This window comes from Rhizobium sophoriradicis, assembly GCF_025200795.1.
Taxonomy (GTDB): domain Bacteria; phylum Pseudomonadota; class Alphaproteobacteria; order Rhizobiales; family Rhizobiaceae; genus Rhizobium; species Rhizobium sophoriradicis.
Genome location: NZ_CP104152.1, coordinates 3,876,660 through 3,890,386, shown reverse-complemented (window position 1 = coordinate 3,890,386; position 13,727 = coordinate 3,876,660). Strand labels below are relative to the sequence as shown.

Here is a 13,727-nt window from a genome sequence, read left to right as displayed (position 1 = left end):
GAGCAATTCAACCTCGCAGGAGTTTCGTATGCGCATCGACGCCGTTTCCATCGGTAATAATCCCCCTGAAGACGTCAACGTTATTGTCGAGGTTCCGGTCGGCGGTCATCCGATCAAGTATGAGATGGACAAGGACGCCGGCACGCTGGTCGTCGACCGCTTCCTCTATACGCCAATGACCTATCCGGGCAATTACGGTTTCGTGCCGCACACGCTGTCGGAAGACGGTGACCCGATCGACGTGCTGATCGCCAGCACCCGCCCGCTGGTTCCGGGTTGCGTCATCAACGTGCGCCCGATCGGAGTCCTGAAGATGGAAGACAACTCGGGCAAGGACGAAAAGATCATTGCTGTGCCGTCGCCGAAGCTGACGCTGCGCTATGAGAAGGTGAAGGATTATACCGACCTTCCCGAGATCACGCTGAAGCAGATCGAGCACTTCTTCGAGCATTACAAGGATCTGGAGCCCGGCAAGTGGGTGAAGATATTCGGCTGGGGCGATTCCGGCGAAGCCGGCGCCCTTATCCTCGAGGCCATCGAGCGTGCCAAGAAGGCGAAAGGCTGATCGTTCAGCCTGAAAGTTTTTCGAGCTTTTGTGCCAAATCCTCCGGGTCACCCTCGATCCGGAGGATTTTTTTGCGCGCGGTTTCGCCGGAAACGAGGCTGACGCTGGATTTGGCAACGCCGACCGATTTGGAAACGAGCGCGATCAGCGCCTTATTGGCCTTTCCCTTTTCCGGAACGGCGGTGACGCGCGCTTTCAGATAAGTCTCGCCTTCGCTGTCCGTCTCAATGCCATCGAACGCGTCTCGCCCGCCATTCGGCGTCAGCCGAACAGTCAGGCGCAGATGATCAGCGAAGAGCCTCCAGGGAGGGCTCAAGAGACCAGCGGATAAACGGTGGTCCAGAGGAAGGTGCGCAGAAAGAAGATGATCACCAGCAGGATGATCGGTGAAATGTCGATGCCGCCGAGGTTCGGCAGCCGACGACGGATCGGCTTCAGCACCGGCTCGGTGACATTATAGAGGAACATGCCGACCGAATTGACGAACTGGTTGCTGGAATTGATGACGTTGAACGCATAGAGCCAGGAGAAAACGGCGCTGGCAATCAGGATCCACGTATAAATATTCAAAACCAAATCAATGGTTTGAAACAAGGCAAACATCGTCGTCTCCAATTGGTTGTTGACAGACATGTAGACATTGGCAACTAAACGAGCAAGTGCCGTGTGGGAACGCAGGGCAAATCATGTTTAACGGGCGGCCTTTGCAACCATTTCGGCGCCCGCTTCCTCGGACAAGGCTCATGTCGTTTTCGCCCACCGAAGACCGTTTTGCCGCGTTCCGGCATTCGTCTTACACCCGCTTCTTCTTTGCCCGTTTTCTGCTTTCTTTCTCGCAGCAGATCGTCAGCGTCGCCGTCGGCTGGCAGATGTACGATCAGACGGGCAAGGCGATCTATCTCGGCCTGATCGGCCTGGTGCAGTTTTTGCCGTCGCTGCTGCTCATCCTCGTCACCGGTTCGGTGGCCGACCGGCACAATCGCCGGGCCATCGCAGCGCTATGCTCGCTGGTGAGCGCGCTCTGCGCGCTGGCGCTGCTCATCATGGCGGCGACCGACACTTTCGCGCCCTGGCCGGTCTTTGCGGTGCTTTTGATCTTCGGCATCGAACGCGCCTTCATGTCGCCGGCGGTGCAGTCTCTCGCACCCAATCTCGTGCCGGAGCATGCCGTTTCAAATGCAATCGCCTGGAATTCATCGTCCTGGCAGCTTGCGGCGATCACCGGGCCGGTGATCGGTGGCCTGCTCTATGGTGTCAGCGCGACGACCGCCTATACAGTGGCGGTGATCTTTTCCATTCTCGGCGCGGGCCTTCTCTTCATGATCCCGAAACCGGAGCAGAAGACGGTGGGTGAGGCCAAGAGCTGGGCGATGATCCTCGGCGGCTTCAGTTTCATCCGCGCCGAAAAGGTCGTGCTCGGCGCGATCTCGCTCGATCTCTTCGCCGTGCTGCTCGGCGGCGCCACGGCGCTGATGCCGATCTTCGCCCGCGATATTCTGACGCTCGGCCCTTGGGGCCTCGGATTGCTGCGCGCCGCACCGGGGCTTGGAGCCATCGTCATGGCGATCTTCCTCGCGGCCTATCCGCTGAAACATCGCGCCGGCATCTACATGTTCATCGGTGTCGCCCTGTTCGGTATCGGCACCATCATCTTCGGCGTCTCGACCAGCACCGAGGTCTCAATTGCCGCACTCGCCCTGATGGGGGCGGCCGACATGATATCGGTCTATGTGCGTGAGAGCCTGATCGCGCTCTGGACGCCGGATCACCTGCGTGGCCGGGTCAATGCGGTCAACATGGTCTTCGTCGGCGCGTCGAACGAGCTCGGCGAATTCAGAGCAGGCACGATGGCATCGATCTTCGGCGCGGTGCCGGCAGTCGTCATCGGCGGTATCGGAACGCTAGCGGTCGCGGCGATCTGGGCTTCGAGTTTCCCGAAACTGCGCCGGATCGATTCCCTCGACGCGCCCAGCGCATCGGCATAGAGCATTTCCTGGTTAGATTGAAGCATTCTGCCGGAGCAGGTTTTCGTCAGGGCTAGAGCGCGGTTGCCGGGCCGCGGCGGTCTATGCGGAAAGGGTGATCGGGGAGGCGGCTTTCGCCGTCTTGCCTTCGAAGACGATATCGAGAAATTCGGTCAGCCAGGCTTTCAGCGGCGCGTCGAACAGCATGCGGCCTTCGAGATGTTCGCGGCCTTGCTGAGCGTTCGGCAGGATGAAGCGATGGGCGCCGTGGACGACCCAGCGATGCATCATCACCCGGGTAAGTTCGGCATGGAACTGTAGACCCCAGGCATTGCCTTCGTAACGGAAGGCCTGGTTCGGGTAGGCATCGCCTTCGGCCAGCAGATCGGCGCCGTGCGGCAGCTCGAAGCCTTCGCGGTGAAAATGATAGACCATCTTCGGCCAGTGCATCAGCAGGCGGCCCTTTTCGGTCGGGTGCAGCGGATACCAGCCGATTTCCGTCGAGCCATCGGAATTGGATGCCACCTTGCCGCCGAGGTGACGCACCAGCATCTGGGCACCGAGGCAGATACCCAGAAAGGGACGTTTCTCCCGTAGCGGAACCTCGAGCCAGTCGATTTCCTTCTTGATGAAGTCATCCGGATCATTGACGCTCATCGGCCCGCCGAAGATGACGGCGCCGGCATGGCCTTCGAGAGTCTTCGGTAGAGCCTCGCCGAGGACCGGGCGACGGATATCGAGGCAGTAGCCTTTTTCGACCAGCAATTGGCCCACACGGCCGGGGCTGGACCGCTCCTGATGCAGGACGATGAGGATCGGGCGCAGGTCGCGGTTCGGGTTTTGCTCAGTCGGCATCATCTTGTGCAACCTGGACATCCGTGACCCTGGCGGCGGCCTCCTGCCGCTTCTGGATGCGTTCGCGTGAGGAGACCCCGAGCAGATCGGCGATCCGCCAGATGACGTGGTCCTCCATCTCGCTGCGCTCGCCATCGGCATAAACGATGTCCCAGAGGATGCCGATCAGTTCCAGCCGTTGCTCGGTGTTGAGATGGCGCTTCAGGTCGGCGGTGAAGCGATAATAGTCGACGGCCGAGCTTTCGGCTTCGAGGCCGGCGGCCATCAAAGCATCGAGCTGCTTGCCGTCGAGCGAATACTGCTCCTTCAAGAGCTTGCGTAGCCGCTTCTTTTCGCTGGCCTTGATCTGGCCGTCGGCCTCCATGACCTGCATACAGAGTGCTGCCACTGCGATGCGCGGATCATCGGGAGCAAAGCCTTTTTTCGGACGGTCGGCGGTGAGATTTTGAAAAAATGCCTGAAAGCGTTCGAACATGCGGTTGTCGTTCCATTTCAGAAAAGGCGGAGCCGTGTCTTGGGGTCCGGTTCCGCCCTGGAATCGCGAACGCCGGGATCATCAGGCAATCCGCCGAAAAAGGGCTTTGCTTCGTTCGGTGCCGGCGCTTTATCGCCGGCGATCGGTTCGACGGGCTTCGGCTTTGCCGGCGCTGGCGCGGGGCGCACAGCCTCGGCGATCGTCGCGGCCCGTTCCAGCTCGATGATGCGGTGATCGTTGACCGGGCTTTCCGGCCTGACGTCACGCAGAGGCGGCAGGGTCTTCAGAGCGTTTTCGATCGCGGCGGGCGCCGAACCGTCTTCGAGCCGACCTTCGATCTGGCCGAATGGCGCCTTCCATTCGAAGGCGTCAATGCGGCCCGTCACCGGCGATACCGGCAGCCATTTGTCGGAGACGAAGCCGTCCGCCACCCAGGCGGGATCGCGCGGAGCCTTCAGCGCCTGGGCCAGCCAGTGGCGCACGCGGCCCTGATCGCCGGTCTCGGCCTCCTCGATGTCGGCAAGCAGCAGGAAGGCGGCTTCGCGCGGCTCGATGCGCGCCGCCGCTTCCGCCTTGGCCCGAGCCTTGGCGAATTCCTGCGCGTCGAGCGCGGCCTGGGCGACAACGAGGAGGGATTCGACATTGTTCGGGCGCAACGCCTCCAGCCGCTCGGCGCGCTTCAGGCGGTCGAGCGTGGAATCGCCGCTGCGGGCTCTGACATAGGTCTGGCCGATCTCGGGATGCGGCGCCGATTTCCATGCCTGTTCGAGGATCGAAGCGGCCTTGCGCAGGCCGTTTTCGCGGAACAAGGCCTTGGCGGCAATGAGGGCGGCCGGAACAAGGCCGGCGGCGAGCTTCAGCGCCTGCAGCGCGTCGTCGCGAGCGCCGGCCGGGTTGCCTTCCAGCCGCTCGCCGGCGCGCGCCGTCAGCAGCACGGCGTGTAGGCGGTTGGCTTCGGTCTTTTCGACGACGCGGGCGGCCTTCTGCTGCTCGAGCAGCCGGATCGCATCGTCCCAGTTGCCGGCCTGGCTGCGATATTCGAGCGTCGCCTGAGCGGCCCAGGGCAGATAAGGCGCGTTGTCGGCGGCCTTTTCGGCATATTGGCGGGCGGCCTCGTTGGCGCCGAGACGGCGGGCCTCGAGATAGAGGCCGCGCAGGCCAAGCTCGCGTGTTTCCGGATCGTTGGCCATGGCCTCGAACTTGGCGCGCGCCTCATCGTGGCGGCCTTCGATCAGCGCAGCCTGAGCCTCGAGCAGGTTGATCAGCGGCTCCTGATCGGCGCGGATGAGACCGCGCGAGCGCGCCGCCATCTTGCGGGCGAGAGTGGCATTGCCGGCGCCGGCGGCGATCAGGCCCGTCGACAGCGCCTGATAGCCGCGGTCGCGCTTGCGGGCGCGGAAATAGCGCGTGACGGAATGCGGCGAAGTCCAGATCAGGCGAACGAACCACCAGACGATCATCACGGCGGCAATCAGAGCGATGATCGCGCTGACGGCGACGATCAGCTTCGTCTGATAGATCTGACCCTCCCAGATCAGCGAGAGATCGCCGGGGCGATCGGCAAACCAGGAGAAGCCATAGGCGAGAAGCAGCACCAGGACGGCGAAGACGACGAGTCTGATCATGCTCTCACCCCTCCTTGCCCGTGCCGGCGACGGCCTTCGACAGCGCCCCGCCGACCAGCTCCTCGACGCGGATGCGCGCCTCCAGCGACTGCTTGAAGGCGGCGGAGGCCTGCTTTCCGGGAGCCGGCAGAGCATTCCATTCGGCGGAAGCACCGGACAGATCGCCGTTCTTCACTTTGTCCTCCAGGCGGGCGGCGATGGCTTCGACGCTTTCGCCCTCGATATTGCCGACGGGACGCACGGTCACCAGCGACTTGGCGCTCGCCATTAGTCGGTCCGACCAGCTCTGGTTCGGATCCGGCTGATTGACGGCCTCGACGATCGCGGTGGCAATGTCAGGAACCTGACGCACGAGCTCGGCGCGTGAGGGAATGCCGGTCTCGGCAAAGCTGCGCAGGTCGGCGACGGCAGGATCGTCGGGAGCGACGCCGGCGAAAGTATCAAGTTCGGCGAGGAAAGGGCCGCCGCGATCGATCGCCGCCTTGAGGGCGGCTGCCGCGATCGCCCGGGCGACGGCGACATCCTGGCGCGGTTCGTTCAGCTTCTTTTCGGCCTCGTCGAGGCGCTTGGCGATATCGGCGCCATCGCTCGTCTGCTGCTCGGAGGACTGGGCAAGTGTGGCCCGCAGCTGCTCGACCTGGCCGCCCAGCTCCGCAATCTTCTGGTTGAGCGCCTCGACATTTGCCGGGTCGCCTGTCGGCGCCGCCGCGGCGTTCTTCGCAGCCGTTTCCAGCGCCGCAATGCGCGTCTCAAGCGCGCCGTCATCCGTGCTTGCGGGATTGGCGGCAAGGTTGGCGACGGTCTGTTTCAAGCCGTCGATCTCGCCGGAGAGATCGGCGATCTCAGGCGAGGCCGTCTGCGGCGCCGATGAGCCCGGAAGGTATCCGGCATATTGGATGGTGCCTGCGCCAAGCAGCGCCACGAGACCGCCGAAGATGCCGGCGGCGATGAGACCGGAGGCGCCGGCGCCTTTTGACGCGGGCTGTTCGGCAGACGACGTGAAGGAAGGTTCGGCGGCCGCCGTGGTTTCCTCCGGCGCTTCCGCCTCCGGCTCGCTCTGAAGCTCGGGCTGCGACGCCGCTTCGGTTTCGGGCGGCAGATCGGCATCGGCGGCGGTGCTGTCGGCCTCGCCGGCATCAGTGTCCACCGGCTTTTCGGTATCGGCTACGGAGGCGAAATCCTGAGAATCGAGGTCGATCGTGACCGGCTCGTCGGCGCTCTTGGAATGGCGTGGCGGGGTTCCCGATACCATAAGGTCCTCTTTATCCTGCATTGCAACGAAACTAGACAGTGATGCTAGTTAAGGGAAGAGGTTAGATCAAATTTGGGCAGCTGGAGCATTCAAAGCAGCGACAAAAGGCTTATCTCATCCGGCATCGAGGGAATCGCCACAGTCTCTTTCAGGGAGGCCGGAATCGCCTGCGCTACCGCCTCGCTGAGGCAGAGAAGGCGGATTCCGCCCTGTTCCGACAAAGCCGATCGCAGCTCTGCCAGCTGAAAGAAATCCTCGGCCGTCTGCCGGGAATAGAACAGAACGGCATCCAGGCGATGGCCGGAAAAAATCGCCTCGATGTCGGCCGGGCCGGGAGCGACCGGCAGCATGCGATAACATTCGGCGACGGAAAAGCGGATGCCGAGTTCGCGCAATCTGCCTTCGAAGGTTTCTGCGCGCGGCCTGCCGGCGAGGTAAAGCAAGTCCTCCACGCTTTGCGCGCCGACGAGATCGGCGAGATCGCGGCCGTTGCCCGAAGATGCGGTGACGGTTCGGAAGCCAAGGCGCCGCGCCGCTTGCGCCGTCATCTCGCCGACCGCAAAAATCGGGCGGTCTAGGTGCGAACCAAGTGTCTCGCCGAGAGCCGACAGGACCCTCATGGCTTCGGCGCTGGTCACCGCGATCGCTCCGCGGGTGGCGGCAAGCGCGCTGGCGGCTGCGGCACTGTCATGTTGTGGTCGACGCAGTGGTAGCAGCAGCGGTTCGTGGCCCATGTCGCGCAGACGTTGAGCGGTTTTCTCGGCCGAATGTGCGGGGCGGGTGACGAGCACGCGCATGACTGCTTCAGTGCCAGTCGTCGAAGAAGGCGCTGCCAGCCCTTGCGCGCACGTCCTGGCCGGCGCGGGTGCCGAGCGCGGCCGCATCGCGACGGTGTCCGTCGGTCGTCACCGCATGCTGGCTGCGGCCGTCGGGCGTGATGATGAGGCCGGAGAAGCGGATGAGGTCGCCCTCGCAAACGGCATAACCGCCGATCGGCGTGCGGCAGGAACCGTCGAGAGCGGCGAGGAAAGCGCGTTCGCAGGAAACGGTGTCGAAGGTCGCGGCATCGTTGACCGCCGCCAGCAGATCATCGATCCTCGTGTCGCCGATCCGGCTTTCGATGCAGATCGCCCCCTGCGCCGGCGCCGGCGGGAAAGTGTCGGGATCGAGGATATCGGTCAGCACTTCGACCTTGCCGAGGCGTTTGAGGCCGGCGAGCGCCAGCAAAGTCGCATCCACCTGACCTTCTTCGAGCTTGCGCAGCCGGGTTTCGACCGAACCGCGGAAGGTTATGACGTTGATGTCGGGCCGCATGCGGCGGATCAGCGCCTGGCGGCGCAGCGACGAAGAGCCGACAGTTGCGCCATGCGGCAGGTCGATCAGCTTGGGCGCGGTGCGGCCGATAAAGGCGTCACGGATGTCCTCGCGCGGAAGGTAGGCGGAGAGATGGAGGCCCTCGGGCAGCTTCGTCGGCATGTCCTTGGTGGAGTGCACGGCGAAATCCAGCTCGCCCGCGGCAAGCTTCTGTTCGAGCTCTTCGGTGAAGAGGCCCTTGCCGCCGATCTCGGCGAGCGACCGGTCGGTGATGCGGTCGCCCTTGGTCGAGAGCACGACGATCTCGAACATCTCTTCAGGCAGGTGATGCGCCGCCATCAGCCTGTCGCGGGCCTCATGCGCCTGGGCAAGCGCCAGCGGGCTGCCTCGCGTACCGATCCGGAAAGGTTTTGTTTGCATCCGCTCTGTTCCGTTGTTACCGGAGTTCTCGTAAACGGGTTTCGGCCCCATCGCAATCAACGAACAGGCCTTATGGTTCCCTTTCTGCGCATCCTTGGCATCGAAACGAGCTGCGACGAGACCGCCGCGGCGGTCGTCGAGCGCGATGCGGAAGGGCGTTCCAGGATACTCTCCGACGTGGTGCTTTCCCAGCTCGACGAGCACAGCGCCTATGGCGGCGTGGTGCCGGAGATCGCCGCGCGCGCCCATGTCGAGGCGCTGGACGAACTGATAGAGCAGGCCTTTGCGCGCGCCAATGTGTCGCTTGATGATGTCGACGCCATCGCCGCCACATCGGGGCCGGGACTAATCGGTGGGCTGCTTGTGGGGTTGATGACCGGCAAGGCGATCGCGAGAGCCGCCGGCAAGCCGCTCTATGCGGTCAACCATCTCGAAGGGCACGCGCTGACGGCGCGGCTGACCGACGGGCTATCCTTTCCCTATCTGATGCTGCTCGTTTCCGGCGGCCATACGCAATTGATCCTCGTGCGCGGCGTCGGGCAGTATGAGCGCTGGGGCACGACAATCGACGATGCGCTCGGCGAAGCCTTCGACAAGACGGCCAAGCTGCTCGGCCTGCCCTATCCCGGCGGCCCGGCGGTGGAGCGGATGGCGCGGGACGGCAATCCGGATCGTTTCGCTTTTCCGCGCCCGCTCGTCGGTGAGGCACGGCTCGATTTCTCCTTTTCCGGGTTGAAGACGGCGGTGCGGCAGGCCGCACAGGAGATCGCGCCGCTCAGCAATCAGGACGTCGCGGATATCTGCGCCTCGTTCCAGAAGGCGATTTCGCGCACGCTGAAGGACCGTATCGGCCGCGGCCTGCAGCGGTTCAAGACGGAATTTCCTGTCACGGGCGAGAAGCCGGCGCTCGTCGTTGCCGGCGGTGTCGCCGCCAATCTCGAACTGCGTGGCACGCTGCAGGCGCTCTGCGACAAGAACGGTTTCCGTTTCATTGCACCGCCGCTCAGCCTCTGCACCGACAATGCCGTGATGATCGCCTGGGCGGGACTGGAGCGCATGGCGACGGGCGCAGCGCCTGACACACTCGACGTGCAGCCGCGTTCGCGCTGGCCGCTCGATTCCAAGGCGGAGACGCTGATCGGTTTCGGAAAAAGAGGGGCCAAGGCATGAGCGAAAAGATCGCCGTCATTGGATCAGGGGCTTTCGGCACGGCGCTCGCCGCCGTTACCGCTCTTACCGGGCGGAGCGCGGTGACGCTCGTCGGGCGCGATCCGTCGCTAATCGCCGATCTGAAGGCCGAACGGCTGCATGACGCGGTGCTGCCCGGCATCCCGTTGCCCGAGTCGCTGGAGTTTTCGGCCGAGGCGGATGCGATCACCGGGGCCTCCATCGTGCTCTTTGCCATGCCCTCGCAAGCCCAGGCCGACGCCGCGCGGCAATATGGTCCCTACCTCTCTGACGATGCCGTCGTTGTCAGCTGCGCCAAGGGCATCGAGCGGGCAACCGGCAATCTCCTGACCGACATGCTGGAACGCGAACTGCCCGACCATGCGGTCGCGGTGCTTTCCGGCCCCGGCTTCGCCGCCGATATCGCCAAAGGCCTACCGACGGCGATGGCGATCGCGGCCGGTGACATGGAGACCGCGGAGCGGCTGGCGCAGGCGATCTCCGGCCGGACCTTTCGGCTCTATGCCTCCGACGATCGGATCGGCGTGCAGCTCGGCGGCGCTCTGAAGAACGTTTTGGCGATCGCCTGCGGCATCGTCGAGGGCGGCGGTATCGGCGATTCGGCGCGTGCGGCGCTGATTGCGCGCGGACTTGCGGAAATGTCACGCTTCGTCGTTGCCAAGGGCGGGAAGGCGGACACGGTGCGCGGGCTTTCCGGTCTCGGCGATCTGGTGCTGACGGGAACGAGCCATCAATCGCGAAATCTGCGCTTCGGCATCGCGCTCGGACGCGGCGAAAAGGTCGATCCCTTGCAAGGGGCGCTGGTGGAAGGCGCACTTGCCGCCTCCGTCGCCGCGCGCCTTGCGGCGGAACTTTCGATCAGCATGCCGATCACCGATGCCGTTTCCGCCATCATCGACGGCAAGCTCGACATATCTGACGCCATCGAGCAGTTGATGACGCGTCCAATCACCACCGAATAGGAGAATAGACATGCTTTTCGCCCTTCTCTGCAAGGACAAGCCGGGACATTTGAACGTCCGCATGGAGACGCGGCCGACGCATCTCGAGTATCTGAACGGGCTGAACGCTGCGGGCACGTTGAAGATTGCCGGCCCATTTCTCGATGACGGGGGCAAAGCCTGCGGCAGCCTGATCGTCGTCGAAGCGGAAACGAAGGACGCCGCACGTGCGCTTGCCGATGCCGATCCTTACGCCAAGGCCGGCCTGTTCGAAAGCGTCGAGGTCAAGGCCTTCAACTGGGTCTTCAACAAGCCGGAGGCGTAAGCATGGCGCACTGGCTCTATAAATCCGAACCCGCCTCCTGGTCCTGGGAGCAGCAGAAGGCTGCCGGTGAAAAGGGTACGGAATGGACCGGCGTTCGCAACTATCTGGCGCGCAACAACATGCGGGCGATGCAGATCGGTGACAAGGGTTTCTTCTACCACTCCAATGACGGGTTGGAGATCGTCGGCATCGTCGAGGTCTGCGCTTTGTCGCATCCCGATTCCACCGCCAAGGGCGATCCAAAGTGGGATTGCGTCGATATCCGCGCCGTCATGGACATGCCGAAGCCGGTGACGCTGAAGGACGTCAAGGCGAGCGAGAAACTCGCCAAGATGTCGCTCGTCACCTCGATGCGCCTTTCGGTGCAGCCGGTGACCGACGACGAATGGACCGAGGTCTGCCGCATGGGCGGGCTCGACAATCCGCCGCGCTGACACCTTTGAAAACCGATCCGGAAGCCTTCATCCGCGTCAATACCAGCCTGATGGCGCCGCCGCATGTGCCGGAGATTTCGCTTCATCTCGCCAGCGAGGCGCATGAGCTCTGGCTGAAGACGGAGGAGGAGCTGGAAGCGATCGGCCTGCCGCCGCCCTTCTGGGCTTTTGCCTGGGCGGGCGGGCAGGGACTGGCGCGCTACATCCTCGATCATCCGGAGATGGTGCGCGGCAAGCGCGTGCTGGATTTTGCCAGCGGCTCCGGCCTCGTCGGCATTGCAGCTGTCATGGCCGGTGCGCGTGAGGTGACGGTCGCCGATATCGATCCCTGGGCGGAGACGGCGATCCGGCTGAACGCCGAGGCCAACGGCGTCTCTCTCGGATTTACCGGCGCCAATCTGATCGGACAGGATGTCGACGCCGATATCGTGCTTGCCGGCGACGTCTTTTACGACCGTGCCTTCGCCGATGCGCTCGTTCCCTGGCTGACGAGGCTGACGGCGGAAGGCATATTGGTTCTGGTCGGCGATCCCGGGAGAAGCTATCTGCCACGGGAACAGCTGGAATTCTGTGCGGCCTATCAGGTGCCGGTGACGCGGGCGCTGGAGGACAGCGAAATCAAGAAGACGACGGTCTGGCGCTTCGGCTCGATATCTTAAGGCCGGATCACGCAGACATTGGCCTCGTAGCTGCAGGGATCGTCCTGGACGGCGACGTCGATGACCTTCGCTTTCGGCGCCAGCGGCACCGGCCGGGCTGAGGGATAATACCCGTAGCCATTGCCGCCGACATAAGTCCCGCCATCGATCTGATAGGCATAGGCGCCGGCATAGGTGTCGCCGCTGTCGCCACCCGGCGGCTGCGGCGCGATGATGATTAGGCTGCTTCGGGCGACGCGATTTGTCGCCGGGTACGAAAACTGCTTCAGGAACGGCATCCGCTCCCTGCCGTGCCGGCGAACGTGGGCGCTATCGAACCTGATGCCGCGATCGCGCCAGCCGAGGCGTTGGCCGAGAAACAATCCATTGTGCAAGGCGTGGCGGTGGCCAAGGAAGCGATGATCGGCGAAGCGATGATCGAGACGGCGCTCGCCGGCGGCGGCAGGCAAGGCGACAAGCGCGGCGAGTGCAAGCAGGGCGACTGCAGACGGACTGCGAAACATGGATGCCGGCCTCCGGAATTTCCGATCGTTAACAAATCGTTAATGCCAGATTGCGCCAAAAGCCGCTGCTTGTCCATGCGCCTGGGGAGAGCGGCATAAATATTGAGCCGAAAAGACCAGTTTTCTGAGCGCGGTTCAGCTTTCGCCGAAGTGCAGATAGGCTCTAACCTTTTGTTCTTACGCAATTCCGGGCGGAAAACCGCGTCGCAGTTTTTCTGAAACTGCTCTCACCCGCAAACTTAGGCGTAACCCGAATCGATTAAATTAAAAGCAGACAGCGATTGTGCTTGTCGTCGGGCTTTCCGGTGAGTAAACGTCGCAATTGATGCAACGCACACAGAGAATTTTGTCATTCGTGTGGTTGACTGAGCATGCTCCGAAATCCGGGAGCGCAGAGAAGCCGCCGCGAGGTTCTGATGGCGAACGTGACAAATAACCGGCCCCTATCGCCGCATCTGCAAATTTATAAACCTATTCCCACCATGGTCATGTCGATCGTTCACCGCATTACCGGCGGTGCGCTCTATGTCGGCACGCTGCTCGTCGCCTGGTGGCTGATCGCGGCGGCAAGCGGCCAAGCGTCGTATGATTGGGCTAACTGGGTGCTCGGCAGCCTTCTCGGCAAGCTCGTGCTGCTTGGCTACACCTGGGCATTGCTGCACCACATGCTCGGCGGTTTCCGCCACCTCATGTGGGACCTCGGCTATGGTTTCGAGAAGGAAGTCTCGACCAAGCTCGCCATCGCCAACGTCATCGGGTCGCTCTGTCTGACCGTACTGGTCTGGGTGATCGGCCTCCTCATTCGCTTCTGAAGGTCCTCTCATGGATATGCGCACCCCCCTCGGCAAGGTTCGCGGGCTTGGCTCCGCCAAGGAAGGCACGAGCCATTTCTGGCGTCAGCGGCTGACCGCCGTCTCCAACATTCCGTTGATCCTCTTCTTCGTCATCTTCATGATCGCCTATGCCGGCGCGCCCTATGCGGATGTGGTTCGCGCCCTGTCGAACCCGTTCGTCGCCGTCGTCATGGGCCTGATGGTGATCTCGGGCGTCATCCATATGAAGCTCGGCATGCAGGTCATCATCGAGGATTACGTGCATGGCGAATTCGGCAAGATCGCGCTGCTGATGCTGAACACGTTCTTCGCGATCGTGATCGCCGGCCTCTGTCTCTTCGCCATTCTGAAAATCGCATTCGTAGGATAAGCTC

General features: G+C 63.0%; 18 protein-coding genes. 9 read left to right on the top strand and 9 right to left on the bottom strand.

Annotated features, from left to right (window positions below):
* Nucleotides 1-28: 28 nt before the first annotated feature.
* A complete protein-coding gene (gene ppa / locus N2597_RS19080; RefSeq protein ID WP_009993316.1) occupies nt 29-565 on the top strand; it encodes an inorganic diphosphatase in 537 nt (178 codons plus the stop codon).
* A gap of 4 nt (nt 566-569) precedes the next feature.
* On the opposite strand, the gene N2597_RS19075 is transcribed toward ppa, so the two are convergent.
* Together N2597_RS19075 and N2597_RS19070 are read right to left on the bottom strand one after the other, a co-directional pair.
* Nucleotides 570-881 (bottom strand): DUF167 domain-containing protein, encoded by a 312-nt coding sequence (locus N2597_RS19075; protein ID WP_096762036.1) that lies wholly within the window; start codon nt 879-881, stop codon nt 570-572.
* Entirely contained in the window at nt 878-1,168 is a 291-nt protein-coding gene (locus tag N2597_RS19070) for a YggT family protein (RefSeq protein WP_009993319.1), read from the bottom strand. Before N2597_RS19070 ends, N2597_RS19075 begins: the two co-directional genes overlap by 4 nt.
* Before the next feature lie 140 nt (nt 1,169-1,308).
* On the opposite strand from N2597_RS19070, the gene N2597_RS19065 reads away from it, so the two are divergent.
* The gene (locus tag N2597_RS19065; protein ID WP_086156391.1) at nt 1,309-2,550 is read left to right on the top strand and encodes an MFS transporter; all 1,242 of its coding nucleotides are present in this window, start codon (nt 1,309-1,311) and stop codon (nt 2,548-2,550) included.
* An 81-nt stretch (nt 2,551-2,631) separates the two neighbouring features.
* Here the strand turns inward: N2597_RS19065 and N2597_RS19060 are convergent, their stop codons facing one another.
* From N2597_RS19060 to hemC, 6 genes are all read right to left on the bottom strand, one after another.
* Nucleotides 2,632-3,387 carry a glutamine amidotransferase gene (locus tag N2597_RS19060; RefSeq protein ID WP_179363779.1) on the bottom strand — a complete coding sequence of 252 codons (756 nt, stop codon included), beginning with the start codon at nt 3,385-3,387 and terminating at the stop codon, nt 2,632-2,634.
* A complete protein-coding gene (locus tag N2597_RS19055) occupies nt 3,374-3,859 on the bottom strand; it encodes a tellurite resistance TerB family protein (protein ID WP_010056848.1) in 486 nt (161 codons plus the stop codon). Before N2597_RS19055 ends, N2597_RS19060 begins: the two co-directional genes overlap by 14 nt.
* Nucleotides 3,860-3,876: 17 nt before the next feature.
* Nucleotides 3,877-5,484, bottom strand: a complete 1,608-nt coding sequence (locus N2597_RS19050) for a heme biosynthesis protein HemY (RefSeq protein ID WP_106797124.1) — start codon at nt 5,482-5,484, stop codon at nt 3,877-3,879.
* Between the two features lie 4 nt (nt 5,485-5,488).
* On the bottom strand, nt 5,489-6,757 hold the full coding sequence (locus tag N2597_RS19045; protein WP_183598607.1) for a COG4223 family protein: 1,269 nt from the start codon (nt 6,755-6,757) through the stop codon (nt 5,489-5,491).
* A gap of 68 nt (nt 6,758-6,825) precedes the next feature.
* Nucleotides 6,826-7,533 (bottom strand): uroporphyrinogen-III synthase, encoded by a 708-nt coding sequence (locus N2597_RS19040; RefSeq protein WP_183598605.1) that lies wholly within the window; start codon nt 7,531-7,533, stop codon nt 6,826-6,828.
* Nucleotides 7,534-7,540: 7 nt separating this feature from the next.
* Nucleotides 7,541-8,470, bottom strand: coding sequence for a hydroxymethylbilane synthase (gene hemC, locus N2597_RS19035; protein WP_183598603.1), 930 nt, complete (start codon nt 8,468-8,470; stop codon nt 7,541-7,543).
* A gap of 72 nt (nt 8,471-8,542) precedes the next feature.
* Here hemC and tsaD point away from each other — a divergent pair, with 72 nt between their 5' ends.
* From tsaD to N2597_RS19010, 5 genes are read left to right on the top strand one after another with little or no spacing between them, the layout of a single operon-like run.
* Complete coding sequence (tsaD, locus tag N2597_RS19030; RefSeq protein WP_183598601.1) at nt 8,543-9,640, top strand: tRNA (adenosine(37)-N6)-threonylcarbamoyltransferase complex transferase subunit TsaD; 1,098 nt, start codon at nt 8,543-8,545, stop codon at nt 9,638-9,640.
* Entirely contained in the window at nt 9,637-10,620 is a 984-nt protein-coding gene (locus N2597_RS19025; protein WP_183598599.1) for an NAD(P)H-dependent glycerol-3-phosphate dehydrogenase, read from the top strand. The genes tsaD and N2597_RS19025 overlap by 4 nt, the downstream gene beginning before the upstream one ends.
* Before the next feature lie 10 nt (nt 10,621-10,630).
* Nucleotides 10,631-10,924 (top strand): YciI-like protein, encoded by a 294-nt coding sequence (locus N2597_RS19020; protein WP_183598597.1) that lies wholly within the window; start codon nt 10,631-10,633, stop codon nt 10,922-10,924.
* A 2-nt stretch (nt 10,925-10,926) separates the two neighbouring features.
* Entirely contained in the window at nt 10,927-11,358 is a 432-nt protein-coding gene (locus N2597_RS19015) for an EVE domain-containing protein (RefSeq protein ID WP_183598595.1), read from the top strand.
* 5 nt (nt 11,359-11,363) lie between these two features.
* Nucleotides 11,364-12,017 carry a class I SAM-dependent methyltransferase gene (locus tag N2597_RS19010; protein ID WP_077992140.1) on the top strand — a complete coding sequence of 218 codons (654 nt, stop codon included), beginning with the start codon at nt 11,364-11,366 and terminating at the stop codon, nt 12,015-12,017.
* Here N2597_RS19010 and N2597_RS19005 read toward each other — a convergent pair.
* Nucleotides 12,014-12,520 (bottom strand): hypothetical protein, encoded by a 507-nt coding sequence (locus N2597_RS19005; RefSeq protein WP_077992138.1) that lies wholly within the window; start codon nt 12,518-12,520, stop codon nt 12,014-12,016. The two genes, N2597_RS19010 and N2597_RS19005, sit on opposite strands and share 4 nt — an antisense overlap.
* Before the next feature lie 416 nt (nt 12,521-12,936).
* On the opposite strand from N2597_RS19005, the gene sdhC reads away from it, so the two are divergent.
* Both sdhC and sdhD read left to right on the top strand, forming a co-directional pair.
* A complete protein-coding gene (sdhC, locus tag N2597_RS19000; protein ID WP_038691763.1) occupies nt 12,937-13,332 on the top strand; it encodes a succinate dehydrogenase, cytochrome b556 subunit in 396 nt (131 codons plus the stop codon).
* Between the two features lie 10 nt (nt 13,333-13,342).
* Entirely contained in the window at nt 13,343-13,723 is a 381-nt protein-coding gene (gene sdhD, locus N2597_RS18995; protein ID WP_010020712.1) for a succinate dehydrogenase, hydrophobic membrane anchor protein, read from the top strand.
* Nucleotides 13,724-13,727 lie beyond the last annotated feature (4 nt).

What these genes read in the sequence shown, in the direction of transcription:
- N2597_RS19040 (WP_183598605.1), bottom strand. Translation starts at nt 7,533, where the DNA reads ATGCGCGTGCTCGTCACCCGCCCCGCACATTCGGCCGAGAAAACCGCT.
- N2597_RS19005 (WP_077992138.1), bottom strand. Translation starts at nt 12,520, where the DNA reads ATGTTTCGCAGTCCGTCTGCAGTCGCCCTGCTTGCACTCGCCGCGCTT.
- N2597_RS19055 (WP_010056848.1), bottom strand. Translation starts at nt 3,859, where the DNA reads ATGTTCGAACGCTTTCAGGCATTTTTTCAAAATCTCACCGCCGACCGT.
- ppa (WP_009993316.1), top strand. Translation starts at nt 29, where the DNA reads ATGCGCATCGACGCCGTTTCCATCGGTAATAATCCCCCTGAAGACGTC.
- N2597_RS19015 (WP_183598595.1), top strand. Translation starts at nt 10,927, where the DNA reads ATGGCGCACTGGCTCTATAAATCCGAACCCGCCTCCTGGTCCTGGGAG.
- N2597_RS19060 (WP_179363779.1), bottom strand. Translation starts at nt 3,387, where the DNA reads ATGATGCCGACTGAGCAAAACCCGAACCGCGACCTGCGCCCGATCCTC.
- N2597_RS19045 (WP_183598607.1), bottom strand. Translation starts at nt 6,757, where the DNA reads ATGCAGGATAAAGAGGACCTTATGGTATCGGGAACCCCGCCACGCCAT.
- tsaD (WP_183598601.1), top strand. Translation starts at nt 8,543, where the DNA reads ATGGTTCCCTTTCTGCGCATCCTTGGCATCGAAACGAGCTGCGACGAG.
- N2597_RS19025 (WP_183598599.1), top strand. Translation starts at nt 9,637, where the DNA reads ATGAGCGAAAAGATCGCCGTCATTGGATCAGGGGCTTTCGGCACGGCG.
- sdhC (WP_038691763.1), top strand. Translation starts at nt 12,937, where the DNA reads ATGGCGAACGTGACAAATAACCGGCCCCTATCGCCGCATCTGCAAATT.
- N2597_RS19070 (WP_009993319.1), bottom strand. Translation starts at nt 1,168, where the DNA reads ATGTTTGCCTTGTTTCAAACCATTGATTTGGTTTTGAATATTTATACG.
- N2597_RS19065 (WP_086156391.1), top strand. Translation starts at nt 1,309, where the DNA reads ATGTCGTTTTCGCCCACCGAAGACCGTTTTGCCGCGTTCCGGCATTCG.
- N2597_RS19020 (WP_183598597.1), top strand. Translation starts at nt 10,631, where the DNA reads ATGCTTTTCGCCCTTCTCTGCAAGGACAAGCCGGGACATTTGAACGTC.
- sdhD (WP_010020712.1), top strand. Translation starts at nt 13,343, where the DNA reads ATGGATATGCGCACCCCCCTCGGCAAGGTTCGCGGGCTTGGCTCCGCC.
- N2597_RS19050 (WP_106797124.1), bottom strand. Translation starts at nt 5,484, where the DNA reads ATGATCAGACTCGTCGTCTTCGCCGTCCTGGTGCTGCTTCTCGCCTAT.
- hemC (WP_183598603.1), bottom strand. Translation starts at nt 8,470, where the DNA reads ATGCAAACAAAACCTTTCCGGATCGGTACGCGAGGCAGCCCGCTGGCG.